Consider the following 14,835-nt stretch of genomic DNA (forward strand, 5'->3'; position numbering starts at 1 on the left):
ACTGCTGCCGGGATCTGAACCCATTTGCCCCACTTTTTATTCTCATCATAAACTACATAGGTATCGCTGATGATATCGGTCAAGGATTGCTTCCGGGGATGAAATGCGCAAACCAAATAGCCCAGGTAAGTGCCGAGCAACTGTGACATCGTTCTTCCGGCAACTTCCCGTATGACGACAGTAGACCAGTTGAGAAGGCAGCCGTCTTTGCTAACAACTTTAATTCCCATGATCATTTTCCCCAGCGTTTGTCCGAAATACATCGTCATTAAAACAAAATAAAAGCTTCCCCAGATGCCTGGAAAGAGTGAATTGATCAGTACAAATGATTTGATGGTTGTTGTTCCAAGACCTGCCGGCCATAAAACCCGGAAAAAAATCTGACTGCTCATCGCAATGACTGCCAGATCGATGCTAAAGGCCCAGAATCTGGTCCAAAAACCCACGACTCTCCAAGCTACGGTATTGATGCTTTCCACTGTCTGATCGCCGCTGTTCTCATGATTATTAATATCCATTGATTAATCACGCTCCTTTAGCGATACAGGTACATCGCGGTAGGTACCGCACTGTTCTGCAAATCCTGTTTTATCCCCAAGAAATCAAGTTGGGGCGACGCCATGGATAAGAGTAGATTCAAGCTGAATGGATTTTCATTTATATACTGGATTATATTGGGATCACTTTCGTTAATCATTTTTGCTGCTTCGGTAATGGCTCCATCCAAATCGCCGATCTGGTCGATCAGACCCAGTGACTTGGCCTGCGAAGCTGTATAAATCCTTCCATCCGCAACTTGAATGACGGCCTGACGTTCCATTTTTCTTCCTTTGGCCACTGTATCGACAAAATAACCATAATACTCATCAATGATCCCCTGCATGATCTGCTTTTCTTCCGGAGTCGCGTCACGCATCGGATTCATGATATCTTTGTTTTTACCGCTTTTGAAAACAAATTCCTCAATACCCAATTTTTCTGCCAGCTGGCTGTAATTATACGTACTCATAATTACGCCGATTGATCCGGTCATCGTATTCCGGCTCGCAAAAATCTTATCCGCCGGCATCGAAATATAGTAACCGCCTGAAGCTGCCATTGAACCCATGGAAACAATCAAAGGTTTGGGGTATTTTTCTTTATAACTTATCAGTTTCTGATAAATCTCATCACTTTCATATGCACCGCCGCCAGGCGAATCAACCTTCAGGACAACAGCCTGAATTACCGGATTTGTAAAGGCATCATCGATTTCCTGTAAAAATGCTTGATGATTATAGGCATTGGTACCGGCTGTCAATGTATCACTTTCGCTCTGAATTGTTCCATTGACGGTAATCAAAGCAATGGTTTTACCGGCTCCTTCTTGATAAGTCTCGGTGCTGAATGATGGTTCCGAAGAAAGCAGGGATCTTTTCAATTTCCCTATGTTTGGTCCTGTTGAAATCACTTCTGTACGTACGTACACCACTAACAAAACAATGATAACAGCTATAGAAATCCAGCGCTTTTTATTCATACTTTTAAACCATTCCTTTCGCTGCGCTCAAGGCACAAAACAGTATGAAACCCGTTCCTTTTGAGCCTATTTTATACTGAGCATTACCTTTTTCTTCTGACCTGCACTGAATAAAAGCTTCTCCTTTTCCTCGGATTTACTTAATAACTCCTCTCAAAGATAGTCGTTGCCTTTCGGAACCTATGCTTGCCAACCTTAATAATGCATGCCTTGCAGGTATTATACCACGCAATTTTGAGATAGGAATATCAAGTGCTAAGCTTAAGTTGATATTGTTAAGGATATTCATATAATTAAGCATTCTCAAACATCGCTTTGAAAAACTGCTTAACCTCCAAAAGATTCTCCATCTCTCTGAAAGCGAGTTTTCTAACTTCTTCATGAGGGATTATCATGTCTGGAATTAGAACTGGAAACATCCCCGCCCGATAAGCAGCGATTATTCCTACTTCGGAATCCTCAAACATCAACCCATCCATATCAAATATAATTAACTCTGGTTTTACCATAACTCTCAACTCCAGATTTTTCTTACCGTGTCAGAACCTCTGCCCTAGGTTCCCATACTGATGTTTGCACAGCGGTAACAGTTTGTTGGCGATAAACATCGGAGAAGTAATCGGTGCCGGTGCGGGAAGAGGAATTGCGCTGCTGATCTTGATTGCAGGCATGGCTTTATCGATTGTCGGAATCGTTGTTTCCGGACTGAAAAGTGTAAAAACGTTGGAAAGGAGAATAAGTAAGAATGAAACTCTTGCTGAATCTTGTCCGGAAGGACTTTAAGAGAAACAGGGTTATCACAACTGCCCTGGCGGTATTCCTGATCCTTTCGGCCCTTTTGATGGCAGGCGGCTTACTGAAGAGGATGGAAATTGAAGGAATCGAAGAGCGTGATATCCGGGAAGTTTCCGGCGGACAGTTACAACGGGCTTCCATTTGCCGCGCCATGATCAATAATCCTGAAATTCTGTTTTTGGATGAACCGACAGGAGCGCTGAACTCTGGCGCCGCGGATCAGGTATTGGCAATCCTAGAAGATTTGAATCGCGATGGAATGATCATAATGACCGTTACCCATGATCAGCGTGTCGCTGCCAAAGCAAGGAAAGTACTCTATATCAGAGATGGACAGATTGCTTCCTGTAAGGAATTCTCGGTTGGTGCAGACCGCGAAAGGGAACTGGATGAATGGGTAAAAGGATTTCAATCAAAGGCACGTATTTAATTGTCGAGGGTTTGGATAGGTGCGCCTCGCCTCCGCCAATCAAACCCTCGAATTTAGGCGGAGATACATAACGAAAGCCTTGAGGTATATACCGTTGTACCTCAAGGCTTTCTTGCATTTAGAAAGGAAATAAACGTTCAGACCGTCACCAATAAAATGAATGGAGGAAATAAATTAATGGTTAATTTTCCAAATTGACCATTAACGGCCTCGGATTTGGCGTCCTATTACTATTTGAAGTGGGGCAAAACCTGGCACGAGGCAGATAAATTCGCGTCGGGGATCTGTTTCGTCAAAGTTCAAAAACAAACTGATTGTATTTTATATAATCACCCGATCGGGTGATTATATAAAAAATAAAAATTCTCTACAATGGTAATATAATTTGCTTTTTATATCAGAAAACGATATTGGGAGTGATAACATGGCCGCAAACAGAGAATCTAAATCGTCTAAGCTTTTCTGGCGGATAGTCATTTCTGCTGTTGGTGTAGCGCTAATATTAATGGCGGTAGGTAATGTTCTGCTGTTTTTCTTTGGCGAAAATTCAATGGCCAAAGTATCTACAAGACGCTACGGTGGTGCAGATGATAACCGCCCTGCCAGCCAGCGATATGAATGGGCTATAGATTACACTTTTAAAGATTCGGATGGCATTACTCACAGCGGACACACGAATAGGCGTGGCAGCGACATGTCAGTTAAGGTGGAAAACGAGGTATATTATTTTCCTTTTGCTCCTAATATCAATTCCCTTAAAACCGAAGCTGAGCCAAACATCGGTCAACCTTTATATATGGGCATAGGAATACTGCTGTTGTTTGTGATGAACAGGAAAAAGAAAAAAACAAGCGGCAAATTCAAGGTGGCTACGACTTCAAGCAGAGAAATAGATATCCCTGATCTGAATGATTATGATGACAGCGTTGAGGAAGTGTTCCAAGAAAAGGATAGAGACTAAGGAGGAGGTCTTCTTCTGAATGAAATAACATGGGATATTAAAGTTTCGATTTTCAAAAACAGGCTAATTCTAAAACAGTTAGGTATTGCAATTGGCATACCCTTTGGAGCACTGCTAACCATTATGTGTATATTAAAGGCGTATTATGGCGTTTTGCTAATCCTGCTGACTTTGTTTTTGACCGTTATTCTTGTGCTGCTCATTTTCAGAGGGACATATGATGTTCATTTTGTCATAGACCAAAAGGGAATTCTATGCGCAAATCAGCCATACCAGAGGAAACGAGTGAAAAGACTTTCGGTAATAACAGTTATTCTAGGTCTTATTGCCCGGAACCCCACTGCTGCCGGGGCCGGTATGCTGTCGGGTACAAGAACAGAGGTTCTTATACCGTGGAAGCGGATTAGAAGGGTAAAACACCTTGAAAAGCAAAAAAGTATGATGCTTTACGGCGGCTTTTCTAAAACTATGGCTGTGTTTTGCTCAGAGGAAAATTATGACAGAGTTAAATTAATAATTATGGAAAAAACGGGAGGAGAATGATGATGAGAAAAATGATACTGTTTCTAGTCTTTCTATTGGCGGCTGTTTCCATGATCACCGGGTGCAACTCAGAAAAAGAGGCCGCGACAAATGACAAAAAAGAAATTCTTTTCCAAATTAAAAACACCACTGGGGCAGACTGGGTGTTAACAACGAGCACCTATGGCAGCGATAAATACAGAGGTGACCAAGACAGCGTCAATGAAAATGATGATTCGGTCGATGCGGTTGATGTCAGCGATTTTACCATAAAGGCGGGTGCAAGCAATCGTTATCAAGTGAGCGGTGTTTCAATGGAAAAGGCTATTCAGTCGGGAAGTCTGAAAGAAACTTCAAAAACAACCTATGAATATAAGGTCCAGTGCGTTGCGGCGGGCGTGGTTCCTGGAGATCCCAAAGAATGGAGTATAGAAAAACCGTTTTCTAGCGTACAAGATATTATCATCTCAGGCACATATGGTGAATCCATGGTTATCGAATGGGACGGAACTAGCTTTAAACAGGCAAAATAGGGATTTGCTGTATTTGGCCTAGATGAAAAGGATGACAGGGGTGAAAAGTATGTTGAGAAAAAATAGAAACAATGCCAAGCGAGTCTTGTTTACCCTTCTTTTATTGGTTTTTATAGTATTGTTAGCGGGCTGTAGTGATAAAGGCAAAGGACAACAGGATGTATATGTGGCCTATGGAATCCCAGCAGGAAGCGAAGAATTAAAAAAGAAAATTTATGATGACCCGCCAAAAGCTATTTGTTTAGTCCCGATATATGTGCATTGGGAAGGCGAAAATAAAATGCCCATAGAAGTGGAGGAAATTACCCTGAAAAAAGGGGAAGAAACCAGCTTTGAAATTCACCTTGATAAAACCGATAGTGTTGATAAATCGGGAAGCAGCACCAAGAATATAGCTACGCGATTTATCATGGACTCCAATGTTACCCTTACATTTCGGCCGCCTCAGGATGAGCGGGTATTATTTGAACTTTCTCATAAAACAACCTCGAATAGCCATTTCACAACCACAAAGGTTGATGGATACCAACTCCAGAAGGATAAGCCATTGAACGCTGAAGCTAAAAGTAATCTGGCTATGGTTGGTAAAACGGATGATGGGAAACCGATGATCAGTTTCTATCTTGCCAACAATGGATTGGGTAATCTGGGGCAGGTTGCCTGCTTAATCAAATGGGTAGAACGCTAGTGAATAAGGAGGCATATCCGATGGAAAAAACAAAACCTTCCATGCTAAAAACCATCTTCGGGATGATGATTAATCCGTCTGGCATTTTAAAGAGCGCAATGCTCAATACGAAATGGTACTTTTCATTAATTGTATCCGCTCTTGCCTTTGGATTGTTTTTTCTTCAGACCGGGCTTGACCTCTATAAAACTGGTCAAAAAGGCGTGGATTTCCTACTGCTGTCGGCAGGGGTGGGGGTTCTATACGGGGCTTTGCTTATACCCTTGCTTGGATTTCTGGTGGCAGTAATACTGAAACTATCTAAAACTGATAAAAAAATAGGGCAGATTATTTCGCTCTTCTGTCTTAGCTATAGCGGAGCCCTGATCTACGGTACTCTTGGAATCGCATTTTCACTTGGGCTGGGGTGGAAAACCTCGATAGCCTTTGGCGTATCTGGAATTTTGTGGGCAATTGGTCCTACCATTGTAACCATTCGTGAGATGACTGGTGGTAAAAACGCAATGAGCATCCCCATTGCCACAATTATCAGTGGTGCGATATTGGTAAGCTGGTCGATCTTTGGAAATCTTTAGGGGGTGTAAGACAAATGAAGAGCTTTGTAAGATTTTTATGCTTTGCCAGCTTTGGTATCTGTACCTTTTATAGTGTCTTAGAGCCAACTAATCCATGCCGTTTGGGTTTTGGGTTACTATTTGGAATAATTTTTGGATGGCTCTTTAAATTGTTCTTAAACGGTTTCTTAGGGCTGTTTAACCCTAAAATCAAAAAAGAGCATGGAAAGTCAGTAATTAAGAACGCTACCGATACGAGTATGGGCTTTATGCTTCCTTTTGTCTTTATGCTGCTTATCGCAACGTTCTACTTAAATTGGTCTCACACATCAGCATTTATTTCGGCAGGTATTATGGCAGTCGGCACGGCTTCGGCTATAGAGATTGGAAAGCTGATCGGGAAAAGCTCTATTAAAATCACCATTGTCACATCGGCCGTATGCCTTTTATTCTCCTTTACATGGATACTATCCACTGCTTTTCTCATAAAGGTACCGCCATTCATTGAGGGCGGTGCGGGGATTATTAAAACTTTACTGTCAAAGGGAGGCGTGGGATGATGAAAAAAGCCGTAGCATTTATTGCAGCATGTATCGTGCTATTGAGTAACTTCCTCTTGCCGATACCCGCCCTGGCAGCGGGAGAGAGCACACAGCCGCCACTTCCGATGGAAAAGGTGTTGGGGAAAACCGGTAAATGGTATAACGAATACGTAAATTATGATAATCATGATAACCTCGTGATTGGCTTTTTAGATAAGGAATTTTCTACATCACAGTGTACGGTGGTAAGCGTAGGGGAGTCATCCGTGCTGACAGCCATGTATATACCTTTTATCGATGGCCTAAGTGAAAAAAAGGATCTTAAGCTTATCGACGAAAGAGGGAATGTCTACAGTGGCTTTTCGGTCTCGTCTACGGATAAGCTGCTTATCTTTGAGCCTTTAGGGCATATGGTTTTGAAGAAAAGCAGCTATTCCATCTCCTTTGAGGACGGTCAAATGCTCCCTAACGCTGTCCTCTTAAAAGGCTACAATAAAGCAGCTTTTGATAGATATGAAAAAAAAATGCTGGCATGGTACGCCGAAAACAATTCAGAACAAAATGATTTAGAGAAAGAAATGGGTAATATTAGTTTGACTGATGAAAAAACTGATATTTCGTCCACTCCGACTTTGTCCGATGCAGAGAAAAAGCCTGCCAAATTTCAGCTTGACAGTGAGTATGTGATCAACGAAATAAGGCTAAATACCTATAATAAGGGTGATGGAGCACTCCCTGGATATGTAACGATTTACGATGGAGCCGGAAAAATTGCCGCATCAGGGAAGGCCTATGGCGCTGAGTTTGGAGGTGCGCAAAATGGTATGTGGATTTATGCACCCAATGTTATCCTAAAGGCAGGGATTTATTCTATTAAGATGACCGAGCCGGATGCACTTTCCTATGAGGAAGATGGTACACCCATGTTTTATGTCAGTGCAGTCGTTCCCATTCCGGTGCGCTATGATTTCACAGGGACCTATAATATCAAGTTAGATACGTATAAAATGAGCACGCTCAAAGGGAACGTCAACAGCGGCATAAGTTCATTTTCTCTTAAGGATTTTGAGTTAACGATACTGGATTGTGACGGGTACATTGAACTTATCGGAGTATATGAGGGTATGCCTTTTTCTCAAATTTGCGAAATCACTGAGGAAACGGAAACGCGATTGGTGGGAAAATTCAACTTTGATATGGATTTATCCAAGCTTCCATACAAGGCTCGAATTGGTGCCGATGCGAAGATTGTTCTTGAATACTCAGGGAAAAACGCGGTCGTTTCTATTAACGGAACTGGTTTTTATAAACGAGAGGCAAGCGAAAGTAAAGGTGCCGATGACAACACCTATACCATCATTTCAAGTGGAGTATTAAAGCATAAGGAGCTTCCTCCTTTTGTGATGACCGCCCTTGCCAAGCCGCAGAATGTTGGCAATATTCCCGGACCAAATAATGCTTCTCAGGCGGCTGTAGGAATGCTATTTCCTCCCCTTGCTGGGGTTGTAGTAACTGTGGTGATTGAGCTTTTAAATAGAAAACCAAAGGCAGCGGCACCTAGAGTAAACAGAGATAGAAACTGGTATAAAAACAAGTATCCTGATAAAACAGATGAGCAGATCGCTATGATTATGCTTGCCGATGCCATGGGCAATACCGATAATCCTGATGAAGGCGACGCCGTTTCCATAGGAGACAATGAGGTGGCGGGAACAGAAGATAGTGGTGGCCAGGGATCTGAATCCTACGAAACTGAACAGGATGGAGATTTTAACGAAAGTGAAGTTGAGCCGGATGAGCCGGAATTTGTGCCGGAGAACGAGCCTGCAACGAATCCTGAGAGTACACCCGAACCTACTGTGCCGACTCCAGTGGAATCAAGGGATGTTACCGACCCAGTAACCGGAAATACAACCACCTATGTCAAAGACCCTGCCTCAGGAGAGTGGTACAACCCGGAAACCGGCTATGGCTATAGTGAGGATGCCTACAAGGAAGCCCAAAAAAGTGCCGTTGCAAGGGATGGTTATCTAGAGCAGGCACGAGTAGATAACGCCGCGCCGGATGAGAACATGAAGGCTGGCATGGATGCTATTAAGCAGAAGGAGCAAAGAAACGAGGCTATGAATCAGCTTCAAAAGAAATATGGCACAGACGATATGAAGGAAATAGAGCGTGTTGTCGCAAAACAGCAAGAACGAGACATGGAAAACTTCAAAGATTGGCAAAAATATGCAGACCGTTTGGAGACAGCCGAAACAGTCACAACGGTTGTTGGTATGGGTGCAGATGTAACGATTGATTTAATGGGTACTGCGCATCCGGGTATTAAAAATGGTTATAAAATAGCTAAGAATATGCTAGGAACAGCGGCAAGTGACCATTTTTCCGGCAAAGGCATAGGTTTAGGCACGATAGCAGAGGGCGCAATCAAAAGCGCTACCGATGTTGGCAGCGATTATATCGATGGCACGGCAAAATATGGTGTCCTGAAAAAGGCAGGAGCAGCTATAGTCGGCGAAACAGCAGCAGCTACAACTGGTGCGGCGTTGCGTGGAGAAGATGTGGCAAAGGCAATGCAGGGAGGCCTTGTGGACGGTGCATTAAATGCAGGAGTTGGGGCGGTTACAGATGGTATAACCGCAAAATGTCCACCACTCAATTTGCCTGAAAAAGGACTTGCTATCGGAAGTGCGATAAAAGCGATAGGAGGCACAACCCACGGCGGAGCTCAGAAAATGGGAAGTGCTGCCGTCAAGGAATTCCTTATTAAGCCATATACAGACCAACTAAAATAGAAATAGAATACAAGGGAGGGTAATAATATGGAGTTTTCAATAAGTGAGTTAAAGGTCTTAAAGCAGCAATTTGCAGCAGCAAGCTCAATTGGTATTTTTAGTGGAATAGATAACAATAATTCCACAGAGAGTTTGAACTCCTTGGAGAAAAGAGGGGTCTTGCAAAATGGAGTGCTGTCGAAAGAGGCGAAGGAGCTTTTGGATATAGCCGCCAATCCCGATCTGTCTTGTAGATTTATATTGCAGGAAAGCAGTATATTAGTAGAAAAATACACCTACCGCAAGGGGGCGGACCTTGTTCTTGTCGAAAACGCAGGCGGTGTTCTAAGAATTAGCAAAGGGTCAGACTTAGATAAAATTATGATGAATATTGGAAATTTTATAGGATTAACAAGTTTTAAGCGAGCTGATTTTGAAATAGCTCTGTCTAAAGATGAGATTTATGTACTGCTTTCCATGTTTGATATTTACCGCGAAAAGACAATGCTGTCCTATTGTCAACAACAAAGCGAAGCTGGCGCCACTTTTGCAGAAATTCGTTCTCACCTGGATATGCCTAACGAAACAGGGCTTGTGGCCATGATCCAGGCTAACTACAAGTGGGAAATACCGTCTCTCGAAACCACAAAAGCACTAATATATCGCTTAGTAGCAAAAAATGTGGTGGCATCTAACAAGAACTTTACCTTAACCGAGGAGTATGCTGTATTCGGGTCAAATTTCTTAGCATACCAGCTGATTACAACCGTTGAACTTTTACAGATGCTAAAGGACGGCCAAACTGCCTTATCTGGAATTTTGTATATCAGCGCAGGTCTTAAGGATAATCTCCTATTCATTATGGGAGGCGATGAAATAGAGATTTCCACAGTAAGCAGTTCGTATGCGCTAAAAATATTTGAGGGTTTATTGAAGTGTCCAAGCATAGTATAGTTATACTTAGTAGTATTATTTTTAATTGGATTAGGAGTGTGGGGTGTGGACAACAAAACTGTTCGGAGGCTGAACGATTTCACAGCCAAAGCATATGAATGCGTATCATTTGCGGAATTTTTAAAGCTTGCCATTATGCAGCTGCATGAATTTGTTTCGTATGATAGCGGGATGTTTTTTTGCGCAATCAGTCGAGACTGCAGTTATTTTAAGCCCTACAAGGGGGGCAATATCAGCACGTATGCTCAGAAAGATAAATTTTCCAGGCTTGATGAATATGAAAAAGCCGCGGAGAAAAACAGTAGCGGTAAGGAAGCATATGTGTATAAGGCGGTAGATTACCAAAAAGGACTAATCACCATTGAAGAGCCTAGAAGCGATTTTATTGAGTTTCAAAAAGACTTTTACATTGTCTGCCTGCGGATCATCTACAAGGATCAGTTTATGGGAGAAATCTACCTGCATCGCAGCAAAAGCAATCCGGATTTTTCAGATGAAGACTTGTTTATGCTAGGGCTGATGCAACCCCATGTATCCATGGTCTTTCACATCATACATACCCTTAACGCTGTGAAATTTTTAGAGACATCAGGTAATGAAGCTAACAATACCATGGGTATTTGTGTTTTTGATGAGGGAATGAGCTTAACCGGCGGCAATGTGACGGGCTACGATATGCTGAAAATCACTTCTGCCTATGGCTCTAGTGTGCTGTATCATGTGAAGGAGCTTTGTTCCGATATGGTCGAATCTCTGCAAAAAAAAGAAATCGACACTCGGTTTTCCTCGGCTTATCCTTTGAAAACAAGCGTAGGTGAACTTATCATCTCCGTTTTGGCAAATAAACTCAAGGAACCGAGAGCTAAATTTGTGGTTATTCTGCAATACGCAGATAGCAATTCTCTGCTCTCCGACTACCAGTTTAAATTCACAAAACGGGAGGCCGACATCATCGACGCTTTGGTGCAGGGCAAAAACAACCCGCAGATTGCCAAGCAACTGAATATTTCCGAAAATACTGTTAAAACTCACATTAAAAACATCTATAAAAAAACCGGTGCCAATAACCGGACGGAGCTTGCGTATGTTTTGATGCTTGAACACCAAAAAGACGACGACAAAGCCTAAACTCAGCGCCATTTTTCCACAGCAAAGGGTTTTCCATGAGCAGGGCATACATAACGTATGCCCTGCTTTATGATCTTTTGCCTGCTTTCATGGTAACTGCTTTCGTTGTAGTATATAACGGGATGGTAGGGTGCGCCTGTAAAAGACAGGAAATTCCGGGTGGCATCACCGACAAAAGCAGTGTCTTTCACAATGACGGAGAGGCTGTCCTCTGTATGGCCAGGTGTTAATAGAATATTTGCCGAAAATCCCATATTTAGCAAGAAGCTATCATCATCATTCCTGATAACTATATCTTGTGGTCTTATGTAAAAAGGCTCAAAGCTGTCGGAATCCTTTTGAACTCCTAAATAAAGTCCCATCATAAGCTCAAGAAATTTATTGGCGTAGCGCTCGTTGGGATGACGAATATTATGCCCACCTTGAAGATATCGTGAACATAGTTCGCTCATGATCACACATATATCGGGGTTTTCTGCCATTAAAAATGGCAATAAACCACAATGGTCGTTGTGATGGTGGGTCAACACAAGGTATTTAATCTGGGAAGCTTTAAGGCCTAAGCGCGCAAGCTTTTTGGTAAAGGTCTTTTTATCCCCTCGCCCTCCGCAGTCAATAAGCAAAAAGCCGTTTAAGCCTTTGATTAAATAGCAGTTGGTTATAGAAAGTTGTATCAAATCATATATTAGTTGCAAGAAAGCACCTTCTTAATTCATTTTACGAAGATCAAGCCACGAAGATCAAGCTTCCATTCCAAGACAATTATATCATTATTCTAAGGCACTCATTCAATTATTGCGAATTAAAGTATTCAACCACCATGTCATACTAACGTTGACTACCTGCTATCCATTCAATACTCCTGGCTATTCTCTGGACCGCTATATTGTCTATGCAATTTTAGTAAATAGTAAATAAACCGCTTGAACATTTTGCCTTCTAAGTACTTCGAATAATTGCCAACACAGACAAGAGAATTGTTTTTGAAAGAAATTGGTATGGACTGGAATGAAAACGATTTTTTCGTGGTGGGTTTGGATAAGTGCCCACCTTGGGCTTTTTTATTTTGCTGAGCGGACTTAGGTATGTGGAACTGAATGGACCTTATAAAATAAAGGATATTTACGATAATTTCCAGAAGAATAATTTTGGTTAAATATTCCAAGGGAGATGATTTTGTTGACAAGTCCTAAAACTCCTATAACATCTTCTACTAATATCTTTCCAAGACGGGGTTTTATTGCTACTTTCTTCATATTCTGCAATCCGCTTACTTTTACTAGTTTAGTTGGCTTATTTTTTATTTCGTTATATGAACATAATTTCGATTTTTCATTACTAAGTGGGATTTTTTTGGATTTCTTTAAAGAATTTTTTATTGCTGTATTTATTGTAGGTAGTGTTGCTATTTTCATGGAATTAACTCATTACGGGCGCACTCTAGTAGATTCTTTAAGAAAGATGATGGCTACTGACGATTTCATTAACGATCTTGATGAACCCAGATTAAAAGGATTAAAAAGTAATGTTGATAGAAGACTATACTTTGGAACCAATGACCCAACTAGCTTTTTTTACGTCGTTGAAGATGAAATTTGTAATTTCCTTAATGAATGCTATTATGAGGAATACATTAATGATGTCGAGTGCATAATAGATGAAGATAAAAATTATATGAAAAAAGTCATTACAAGGCTTTTCACAATAGTAAATCCAACCTCTGAAGTAAAGGTGAAAAATGTTCCGGTTGGAGCATATATGACACCCATTGAAGATGTAAATGATATTGATTTATATAAAATAAATAAATGTAGAGTTACAATTGGGAATCAAACCATAGACAAGAATATCAAATTATTTGTGGAGAGATGTCAAAACCCACCATCAAGTGCTCCAAGTTACGAAGTTGATATATCTGGCCATTTTTCGATTGAGATCAAAGATAGTTGTTCTATTGAACTCGTAGCAGAGTCCCTTGTTCCAATAACAGATATTCATTATCAACATCGTATTACTGCTCCTTGCAAACGATTTAGTAGTAATTTTATGTTAAAAAATTATGCGCCTTATCGTGTGAATGGTTTTGGATTCGGTTTTATGGATGAAAAGAAGTTGAAAATTATACCTTATAAGAATACTAATGGCGTTAGAGTTGAATTTAATGGTTGGATTCTCCCGGGTGACGGGGTTATTTTTACGATAGCCAAAGATATAGTATAATAATATGAAGATATGGTATAATATTGATAGGGACAAACAGCTTTAGGATGTTGGACAAGCACCTAACTTAAGTGTTTGAATATGATAAATTAGGCTATAGGAGGTAGATTATTATGTACAATGAGTCTAGTAGAGGTTAAACGCAAATCATTTATTTTCTATCGCCATATGTGTAAGATCAGAAGAAACGCTATGGGCCCCAATCCATTAGTGTTTCTTCTTTTTTGTAAAAATGGCATAAGATTAAATTCACTCGACGCTTTACTCGTGTCCCATTACAATAGTTGAATAGTACTCGTAATGGGATTAATGCTAATACTAATAACATTTTATTATCTCAGCTTCACTGTTAGGATTTCCAGCAGTGTAAGTTCGCCTCCGCCATACATACCCTCGAATTAAGCGGAGATACATAACGAAAGCCTTGAGGTACATACAGTTGTACTGCCTCAAGGCTCTTTTCATCTTGGAAAGAGATTCCTTTCCAGCTTCGTCAATAAATTAAAAATATTTGAATTTATTAGTAAGTATGCTAAAATACTCTAAAGAGAATTCCTAGCAAAATACGACATCATTTAACTTCTTTGTTGATAAATACTCATATATTAACTATTTATTTAGAAAATTGTTCTGATAAGGGCAAAACATCTGAAAAGGTGTGACGCAAAGCCATGGGTCTACAGCAGTAAAGACACTGCCACGATTGCCAGGTTGCCGGAGAAGAAATTAGAGCCCCAGCCGGGACTAAGTATCTCTGGTGTGGAGTTCTTTTTGTTTTCTCTTTTTTAATCAGGTTTGGGATAATGATGCTCTACTTAGGCTTATACATCAAACAGGCTGTTACTTATGATCTTGAAAAAAGGAGGTTGAAATATGGAGAAAGTTGTCTAACAGTTACGTAAGGCGAGAGAAGCTAAAGGAATGGAACTGAAAGATGTTGAAGAATTCACTAAAATTCGTTGCAAATACCTACAAGCATTAGAAGAAGAGGACTACTGCGTTCTTCCTGGTGAGGTTTACACGGTAGGATTTTTACGGTCTTATGCTCGTTTCCTTGACATAGACTCAGAGAGTTTAGTAAATACTTTTCGAATGAAAATAAATGCGACTAAATTAGAAACCACGTTTGATTATTCTAAACAAGAAAGAAAGCCGTGGCTTCAAGACCAATATTTAGTAGCAAAAGTTTTACAATTTTACAGGGCATTTAAG

17 protein-coding genes, 1 pseudogene and 1 riboswitch are annotated in these 14,835 nt (G+C 40.9%); of the genes and pseudogenes, 13 read left to right on the top strand and 5 right to left on the bottom strand.

Annotated features, from left to right (window positions below):
• From JL57_RS13240 to JL57_RS13250, 3 genes are all read right to left on the bottom strand, one after another.
• Positions 1-518 (bottom strand): RDD family protein (locus JL57_RS13240; protein WP_034141385.1); only part of this gene is annotated, 518 nt, incomplete at its 3' end.
• A 17-nt stretch (positions 519-535) separates the two neighbouring features.
• Positions 536-1,519, bottom strand: coding sequence for a signal peptide peptidase SppA (sppA, locus tag JL57_RS13245; protein WP_034142523.1), 984 nt, complete (start codon positions 1,517-1,519; stop codon positions 536-538).
• Between the two features lie 293 nt (positions 1,520-1,812).
• Positions 1,813-2,028 carry a hypothetical protein gene (locus tag JL57_RS13250; protein WP_291300053.1) on the bottom strand — a complete coding sequence of 72 codons (216 nt, stop codon included), beginning with the start codon at positions 2,026-2,028 and terminating at the stop codon, positions 1,813-1,815.
• Between the two features lie 85 nt (positions 2,029-2,113).
• Here JL57_RS13250 and JL57_RS13255 point away from each other — a divergent pair, with 85 nt between their 5' ends.
• The 11 genes from JL57_RS13255 (at position 2,114) to JL57_RS34360 (ending at position 11,403) form a co-directional block, all read left to right on the top strand.
• Entirely contained in the window at positions 2,114-2,302 is a 189-nt protein-coding gene (locus tag JL57_RS13255; RefSeq protein WP_291300054.1) for a hypothetical protein, read from the top strand.
• On the top strand, positions 2,265-2,744 hold the full coding sequence (locus JL57_RS13260) for an ATP-binding cassette domain-containing protein (RefSeq protein WP_291300055.1): 480 nt from the start codon (positions 2,265-2,267) through the stop codon (positions 2,742-2,744). The genes JL57_RS13255 and JL57_RS13260 overlap by 38 nt, the downstream gene beginning before the upstream one ends.
• A gap of 424 nt (positions 2,745-3,168) precedes the next feature.
• The gene (locus tag JL57_RS13265) at positions 3,169-3,705 is read left to right on the top strand and encodes a hypothetical protein (RefSeq protein WP_034142525.1); all 537 of its coding nucleotides are present in this window, start codon (positions 3,169-3,171) and stop codon (positions 3,703-3,705) included.
• A gap of 123 nt (positions 3,706-3,828) precedes the next feature.
• Complete coding sequence (locus JL57_RS13270; RefSeq protein ID WP_034142526.1) at positions 3,829-4,248, top strand: hypothetical protein; 420 nt, start codon at positions 3,829-3,831, stop codon at positions 4,246-4,248.
• The gene (locus JL57_RS13275) at positions 4,245-4,760 is read left to right on the top strand and encodes a hypothetical protein (RefSeq protein WP_291300056.1); all 516 of its coding nucleotides are present in this window, start codon (positions 4,245-4,247) and stop codon (positions 4,758-4,760) included. Before JL57_RS13270 ends, JL57_RS13275 begins: the two co-directional genes overlap by 4 nt.
• Before the next feature lie 49 nt (positions 4,761-4,809).
• Positions 4,810-5,448, top strand: a complete 639-nt coding sequence (locus JL57_RS13280) for a hypothetical protein (protein ID WP_034142528.1) — start codon at positions 4,810-4,812, stop codon at positions 5,446-5,448.
• 20 nt (positions 5,449-5,468) lie between these two features.
• A complete protein-coding gene (locus tag JL57_RS13285; protein ID WP_034142529.1) occupies positions 5,469-6,023 on the top strand; it encodes a hypothetical protein in 555 nt (184 codons plus the stop codon).
• A 14-nt stretch (positions 6,024-6,037) separates the two neighbouring features.
• Positions 6,038-6,562: a hypothetical protein gene (locus JL57_RS13290; RefSeq protein ID WP_034142530.1), complete on the top strand. Its 525-nt coding sequence runs from the start codon at positions 6,038-6,040 to the stop codon at positions 6,560-6,562.
• Complete coding sequence (locus JL57_RS13295) at positions 6,559-9,342, top strand: hypothetical protein (protein WP_034142531.1); 2,784 nt, start codon at positions 6,559-6,561, stop codon at positions 9,340-9,342. Before JL57_RS13290 ends, JL57_RS13295 begins: the two co-directional genes overlap by 4 nt.
• Positions 9,343-9,369: 27 nt before the next feature.
• A complete protein-coding gene (locus JL57_RS13300; protein ID WP_034142532.1) occupies positions 9,370-10,275 on the top strand; it encodes a hypothetical protein in 906 nt (301 codons plus the stop codon).
• A 45-nt stretch (positions 10,276-10,320) separates the two neighbouring features.
• A complete protein-coding gene (locus JL57_RS34360) occupies positions 10,321-11,403 on the top strand; it encodes a transcriptional regulator (RefSeq protein WP_291300057.1) in 1,083 nt (360 codons plus the stop codon).
• A 2-nt stretch (positions 11,404-11,405) separates the two neighbouring features.
• On the opposite strand, the gene JL57_RS13310 is transcribed toward JL57_RS34360, so the two are convergent.
• A complete protein-coding gene (locus JL57_RS13310; protein ID WP_034142533.1) occupies positions 11,406-12,098 on the bottom strand; it encodes an MBL fold metallo-hydrolase in 693 nt (230 codons plus the stop codon).
• 384 nt (positions 12,099-12,482) lie between these two features.
• Positions 12,483-12,818 carry a hypothetical protein gene (locus JL57_RS34365; RefSeq protein ID WP_291300058.1) on the bottom strand — a complete coding sequence of 112 codons (336 nt, stop codon included), beginning with the start codon at positions 12,816-12,818 and terminating at the stop codon, positions 12,483-12,485.
• Here JL57_RS34365 and JL57_RS13320 point away from each other — a divergent pair.
• Positions 12,817-13,623 carry a hypothetical protein gene (locus tag JL57_RS13320; RefSeq protein WP_291300059.1) on the top strand — a complete coding sequence of 269 codons (807 nt, stop codon included), beginning with the start codon at positions 12,817-12,819 and terminating at the stop codon, positions 13,621-13,623. The two genes, JL57_RS34365 and JL57_RS13320, sit on opposite strands and share 2 nt — an antisense overlap.
• 628 nt (positions 13,624-14,251) lie before the next feature.
• Positions 14,252-14,342, top strand: a riboswitch (cyclic di-GMP riboswitch).
• A 184-nt stretch (positions 14,343-14,526) separates the two neighbouring features.
• Positions 14,527-14,835 (top strand): annotated as a pseudogene (locus JL57_RS13325) (helix-turn-helix domain-containing protein); the annotation flags it as partial.

Source organism: Desulfosporosinus sp. BICA1-9 (assembly GCF_000802135.1).